Below are 6,736 nucleotides of genomic sequence, written 5' to 3' on the forward strand. Positions count from 1 at the left end.
CCCCCTGGCCGAGGTGCTGCGCGCCCACGTCCTGTCGCGCCTGTAGCCGGGCCGGGGCTGCCCGGCCCCCGGGCCGCGCCGCGCACCGCGACGCCCCGGCCAGCGGGGCCCCGTTTTCCAACGCGAAACCAGAGCATTGCGCAAGGGATTGCCGGACCCCGCTTAACTTTGTTTACATACTGACTTTATCCGGCGATAATCGGCCCATGCCGTCTCCGCCGCCGCCCCCGGCCCTGCATCTCACCCGGCGGGTGATGGACACCCTGTCCGCCATCCATTCCACGCCGCTCACCTTTCTCCATGCTCCCATGGGTTACGGAAAGACCGTGGCCGTGCGGGAATACCTGAAAGCGAACCGGGCCACGCCCTTCTGGGTTTCCGTGCTGACCAGCGACCAGAACGCCTTCTGGCGGGATTTCTGCCGCGTGCTGCGCAAGGGTCTGGCCGGGGAGCCCGCCCCTGTGGACGCCCTCGAAGAACTTGGCTATCCCGACGATCCCGCCCGGACGGACGCGGTCCGGGAGGTGCTCGCCCGGCTGGACTTCCCCCCCGGGGCCGTCCTGGTCCTCGACGACGTGCACCTGCTGGCGGAAGCACAGGCCCGGAACCTTGTCCGCCTGTGTCTGCTGCTTGCGCGCCAGGGGGCCTTCCCGCCTCTGGTCTGCATATCGCGCCACCTGCCGGGCCCGGAACTGGCCGAGGCCCTGCTCAAGGGCCTCGCCGCGCAGGTCGGGCCCGCCGCCCTGGCCTTCGACCAGGAGGACATCCGCGCCTATTTCGGGCGGTGCGGCATTTCGTTGAAGGCGCAGGAGGCCGCGCAACTGTTCAGGGCTACGGGCGGCTGGGTCAGCGCCCTGTACCTGTACCAGCTGCATTATGCGCAACACGGCCACCTGGCGGCGCCCACCGGGATTTCCGACCTGCTGGACAGCCAGGTGTTCGACAGGCTCCAGGGCGCGGCCCGGGAGCTGCTTTTGCACCTCGCGCCCCTGGAGAGCTTCACCCTGGCCCAGGCCGAACTGTTCCGCGACGATGCCCGGCGCCTTCTTGCCGACATTGTCCGCCGCAACGCCTTCATCAGCCACGACCCGGCCACGGGGAACCACATGCTCCACGCCCTGTTCCGGGATTTCCTGCGGGAACGGTTCGCCCGGCTGCCCCTGGAGCGGCGGCAGGAAACCTGCCTGCGCCACGCCCGCTGGCTCATCGGGCACGACGAGGCCCGCAAGGCCGCCGCGCTCCTTGGCCACGTCCAGGACTCCGCCGAGGCCCTGGAGCTGCTGGAATCGTTCGTCGACCGCCTGCCCGTCACGGAGGGCAACGGCCAGTTGCTGGCCCTGTTCCGGTCCCTGGACACCCCGGTGATGGAGGGCCACCCCGGCGTGATGTTCCGCTACGCCATGGCCGCGTTGAGCGCCGGGGACACCCAGACCCTCGCCCACATCCTGGCCCGCCTGGAGCGGCATTGCGCCGCCCTGCCCGAGGACGCCCCCGGGGCCAACGCCTGGCGCGGGGAGCTGGAGCTGCTGCTCTCCATCACCCGGTTCAACGACATCCCGGCCATGTCGGCCCACCACCGGCGGGCCGAGGAGCGCTTCCGGCGCTCCGGAACGGGGCGCAGCCGCCTGTTCGGCCAGGACCCCTGGACCCTGGGCTCGCCGTCGGTGCTGTACATGTACCACCGCAAAAGCGGCGCCCTGAAGGAAACCGTGAAGGAGATGCGCGAGTGCCTGCCGCACTACTCGCGGCTGACCGGCATGCACGGAGCCGGGGCCGAGGACGCCTTCCTGGCCGAGGCCCGATACAACGCCGGGGAGTTCGAGTCCGCCGCCGTGGCCGCGCACCAGGCCCTGGCCTCGGCGCTGGAGCATGGGCAGGTCGGCATCGAGATCTGCGCCCGGTTCCTGCTCGCCCGCGCGTCCATGCAGCAGGGCGAATTCGGCCGGTCCCTGGAACAGATGGCCACCATGCGCGGGCGGGTGGAGGAGGAAAAGGCCTTTTCCCTGCTGCAAACCCTGGACCTGTGCACCGGGCTGCTGCATGTGGATATCCGTCGGCCGGAGAGGATTCCCGGCTGGCTGCTGGAGGACGGCGCGAACCACTTCCAGGCCTTTGCCGGGGGCTTCTCCCACCTGGCGCTGGGCGGGGCCCTGCTTCTGGCTGGCGACCACGCCGAGCTGGTCGGCCGGTTCTCGCAGCTGCTGCACAAGGGCCGCTTCGGGAAAAACCTCATGTTCGCCATCCACGCGAACATGTTCATCGCCGCGGGGAACGCGGGCCTGGGCCTGTGGGCCGAGGCGGACACGGCCCTGCTCAGGGCCCTGGACCTGGCCCTGCCGGACAGGATCCTCATGCCCTTCGCGGTGAACGCCGTCTTCCTGCCGCAGCTGAAGCCCCTGGGGGACGACACCGCCCGCGGCCGCGGCGTGCGGCACATCCTGAAGCTGGCCGCCCGGTTCGAGAAAAGCCGCAGCGCCATCGTTGCGCGCTTCTTCCGCGAGCACGCCCCCGGCCTCACCCGCCGCGAGGGCGAGCTGGTGCGCCTGGCCCTGACCGGAATGACGCACAAGGAGATCGCCGCCGTCCTGGGCCTGGCCGCAGGCTCCGTGAAGCGCTACTTTGCCGCCCTGTACAAAAAGCTGGGCATCGGCAACCGGGAGCAGCTCAGGCGCTACTTCGACGAGCGGGGCGGCCCCGGGTAGCGGCCGACGCCCCGCCCCCCCCTCCACGCCAGCCCCCAGTGCAGGGAACGAGGCAGGCGGTGCCGGTACACCCCCGGCGCCGCCTGCCTCGCTCCTTGCGGGCGCGCGGCCCTTGGGCCGGGCCAGCGCCCCACCCCGGGGCGCCCCGGCCACATCCAAAAGAAACAGAATAATCCCAATGTATTAATCGAAAGTATCACCCTGGGTGATATTGCCGCCGCCGCAACGGGAGGGGTAGACGCCAGTTCAGGCTGGCAGTCCCCGGCCCAACGTCAAGGCCGCAAAAACCATTCAACGCCAGAGGGTTCGCGGCCGCCACCCTGAAACGGATCGTTGCCCGCGCCGCAGGACTGAATCGGCGCAGTGCCCCGCCCGAGGAGACTTCGCATGCGCCCTGGCCGCCCCTCCCCTGCCCGCAGGAAGCCCACATGCCAACCCCAGCCCGCCTGCCGCCCCGGGGCACTCCCCCTGGCCCGCCACGGATTCGGGCAATTGGTCCTGTCCCGTGCGGCGGCACTGGCCCTGGCCGCCGCCATCGCGCTCTCCGCGTCCCTCCCGTCCGCCCGGGCCGGTGACTTCGTCCTCTATGAGGAAATGGTGAACGGCCACGCCTACGGAAACAGCTCGAACCCCCACGACCTCAAAGCCAACCACGACGGCCCCCTGTCCGGGAACTCCATCCTTGCCCGCAACTCGAACTTCACCGGCAATGTATACGGCGCATACGCCCACACAGAGGACCCCGCCACGTCCATCGACGGAAACTCCGTGACGCTGCGTCGGCCGATCACATCCTATCCCGGCAGCGCACAGGAGGTCTTCGGCGGCCATGCCCACGCCGCCGGGGAAGTCACGAACAACAGCGTAACCATAGAACATGCAATGGAAACCGGCAATATATATGGAGGATACGCCCAACGAGGGAACGCCACGAACAACATGGCAACACTATCAGTCGGCGGTTCGTGCAATGTTGGGAACGTTTACGGCGGCAAAAGCGGAGAAGGATACGCAAACAACAACATTGTAAACATTATTTCAGCAGCATCGTTCGACGAGGTGTTCGGTGGCAGCAGTACTCTTGGCGACGCCAACGGAAACAGCGTCACCATTTCCGGCGGTACACAGGCAGCAGATGCGTCGGTATACGGCGGCAGGGCGGGCCGGAACGCCCTGAACAACACGGTAACCATTTCGGGCGGGACATTGCCTACCGCCGTCGGAGGGAGCGCGGGCAGAGGAGGCCTGGCGGCGAACAACACGGTGACCATCTCCAACGTGGCGCTTCATTACGCCGTGGGGGGAACCACCGCCGCGAATCACGGCGGCTCGGCCACGGACAACACGGTCAACCTGGGCGAAGGCGCCCAGGTTATGGAGGTGTATGGCGGAGCCCGGGCTCCGGGTGTCGGGGACGTGTTCAGCGGCAACACACTGAACGTCAACGCCGCCACGGCGAGGGTCTCCACCGCGGTCGCCAACTTCCAGACCATCAACTTCGGCTTCAGCGGCACAAGCACCCTCACGACGATCGAGACCACGCCCTCGGGCAGCTCCGCCAGCGGCGTGACGATCAACACCGGCGCCCACGACCTGACCCTCGCGAACACGACCATCACCGGCTCAGGCTCGCTGACCAAGGCCGGGACCGGAACCCTGACCCTGTCCACCGCCAACGCCCTGGCCCACTCCGGGCCGCTGACGGTTTCCGGCGGCACCCTGGCGCTGGCCGGGGAGTACACCCAGGCCGGAACCCTGACCATCGGCGCCACGGATTCCGCGTCGTACGGACGGCTTGCGGTCAACGGCCCGGCCACCCTTTCCGACGGGCTCCATGTCGACGTGAGGGGCACGAACTTTGCCGACGGCGACAGCCTGAGCGACGTGCTCACCGCGGCTGGCGGCGTTGCGGGCACATTTTCCCGCGTGACCGACAACAGCGCGCTGTTCGACTTCTCCGCCGTTTACGCCGCCAACAGCGTGAGCCTCGGGGTGGCCCGGGGGGCGGTCTCCGCAGCCCAGGCGGTGGCCTCCTCCGGCAATGCCCTGGCTGGCGGCGCGGCGCGGGCCCTCGACCACGCCTTCGCGTCCAACCCCAACGGCGCGCTGGCCAGCCTGTTCGTCCCGCTGACCGACGCCCGCCAGGTCAGCGACGCCGTGTCGCAGACCCTGCCCCTGCTGGCCGGAAACGGCACCCAGGTAACGACCAACACCATGAACAACATCGGCGCGGCCGTCGCCGCACGGCAGCATCTGGCCATGGGCGGGGCAAGCGGCGTCTCCACCGGCTCCGCGCCCCGCGAGTGGGCGCTCTGGGCCAAGCCCTTCAACACCCGGATCGAGCAGAGCCCCAAGGACGGCGACCCCGGCTACGAGGCGAACACCACGGGCATCCTCATCGGCGCGGACGCCGCCTTCGGCGAATCCATACACGCCGGGGTGGCCTTCGCCTATGCCACGAGCGATTCCGACAGCAAGTCGTCCGTCGCCCCGCAGAGCATGGAAACGCGGCTGTACGAGCTGATCGGCTACGGCAGCTACGCCTTCGGCGAGGGCACCATCGCGACCTGGCGCGGCGTTTTCGGCGCGGCGGAAAACCAGGGCGCGCGGACCATCAACTTCAGCGCGGTGGGCGAGGCGGACTCCGACTTCGACAGCCTGATCGCGGGCTTCGGGGCCGGCGTGGAACACAGCTTCGCGCTCTCCCCCCGCACGACCCTCTCGCCCTACGCCAACGCCGTCTACAACTGGGTCCGTAACGACAGCTACCGGGAAACCTCGGACAGCGCGGGTATCTCCCCGCTGCTGCTCGCGGTCGACGCCCAGGAAAGCCAGTCCCTGGTGCCGGAACTCGGCATGCGTCTCGATTTCCGGCCCAACGCCGCCTGGGGGCTCTCCGCCCACCTCGCCGAGGGCTACGAGCTGCTGGACCGCAGGTCGTCCCTGACCGCTCGCTACGCCGGGGTTTCCGGTGTATCCTTCACCACGAAGGGGGCCGAGGAAAGCGCCTGGATCACCCGCTGCGGGCTGGCGCTGACCTATTTCATGGACGACATCTCCCTGCGGGCCGGATACGATCTCGAGACGCGTGACGGCTATACCAACCAAACGTTCTCGGCGGTGCTGAGGGCGGCCTTCTGACGGGGGCCATGAGCAACAACGGCGGACAACGGGTGTTCAAGGGCGCGGGCGTCCTGCGGGCGGCCTTGCTCCTCGCGGCCTGCGCCCTTGTGGCCGCCTGCGCCTCGCCCGCCGGGCGGACCGCCGCCGCCGCAAGAACCGCGGCGGCGGCGGCCCTTGCCCGCGAAACGGTTGCAACCCGCCTGTTCAGCCTCGCCGCCTTCGTGCGGATCACCGACCCGTCCGCCGCGGTGAGCGTCTATATCGAGGGGGACGGCCTTGCCTGGGCATCCCGCCACCGGCCCTCGCCCAACCCCACGCCGGCCCCGGCCACAGGGCTGCATCTGGCCGCCCTCGACCCGGCCCCCAACGTGGTCTACCTGGCGCGCCCGTGCCAGTTCGTCGACCACGACCCGGCCTGCCGCGTCGCGTACTGGACGGACCTGCGCTACGCCCGCGAGGTGGTGGAGTCGATGAACGAGGCCCTGGACCGGATCATGGCGCAAAGGGGAGGACGGGGCGTCCGGCTGGTCGGCTATTCCGGGGGCGGGGCCATCGCCGCCTTGCTGGCGGAACGCCGTCCCGACGTTGTGTCCCTGCGCACGGTGGCAGGGAATCTCGATGTCGAAGGCGTCAACCGCCACCACCGCGTCTGCGCCATGCCCCTTTCGCTGAACCCCGTGGACACCGCCTGGCGCTTGGCCCATGTGCCGCAAATCCATTTCGTCGGCGAGAACGACACGGTGGTGCCGCCTTTCATCGCGGCGCGCTTCGTCGCCGCCCAGGGCACCCCGAACTGCGCCCGGATCGTCACCGTTCCGGGGGCAACCCACGAGGCCGGATGGGAGCAGGCCTGGCGCGGGCATGTGCAGGCGCTCCCGCCCTGCACGCCGCCCTGACGGACCGCCCCGCGC

General features: G+C 69.4%; 3 protein-coding genes. All 3 read left to right on the top strand.

The genetic code is table 11. The features are described 5' to 3' along the window. Nucleotides 1-254: 254 nt before the first annotated feature. The 3 genes from M0P34_RS12635 to M0P34_RS12645 all read left to right on the top strand — a co-directional run bounded on the left by M0P34_RS12635 (nucleotide 255) and on the right by M0P34_RS12645 (nucleotide 6,721). Complete coding sequence (locus tag M0P34_RS12635; RefSeq protein WP_366062654.1) at nucleotides 255-2,702, top strand: LuxR C-terminal-related transcriptional regulator; 2,448 nt, start codon at nucleotides 255-257, stop codon at nucleotides 2,700-2,702. A 1,263-nt stretch (nucleotides 2,703-3,965) separates the two neighbouring features. Further along, nucleotides 3,966-5,843, top strand: a complete 1,878-nt coding sequence (locus M0P34_RS12640; protein ID WP_291499693.1) for an autotransporter outer membrane beta-barrel domain-containing protein — start codon at nucleotides 3,966-3,968, stop codon at nucleotides 5,841-5,843. Nucleotides 5,844-5,851: 8 nt separating this feature from the next. After that, nucleotides 5,852-6,721, top strand: coding sequence for an alpha/beta hydrolase (locus tag M0P34_RS12645; RefSeq protein ID WP_291499695.1), 870 nt, complete (start codon nucleotides 5,852-5,854; stop codon nucleotides 6,719-6,721). Nucleotides 6,722-6,736: the final 15 nt, after the last annotated feature.

This window comes from Desulfocurvus sp. (assembly GCF_023230885.1).
GTDB lineage: Bacteria > Desulfobacterota > Desulfovibrionia > Desulfovibrionales > Desulfovibrionaceae > Desulfocurvus.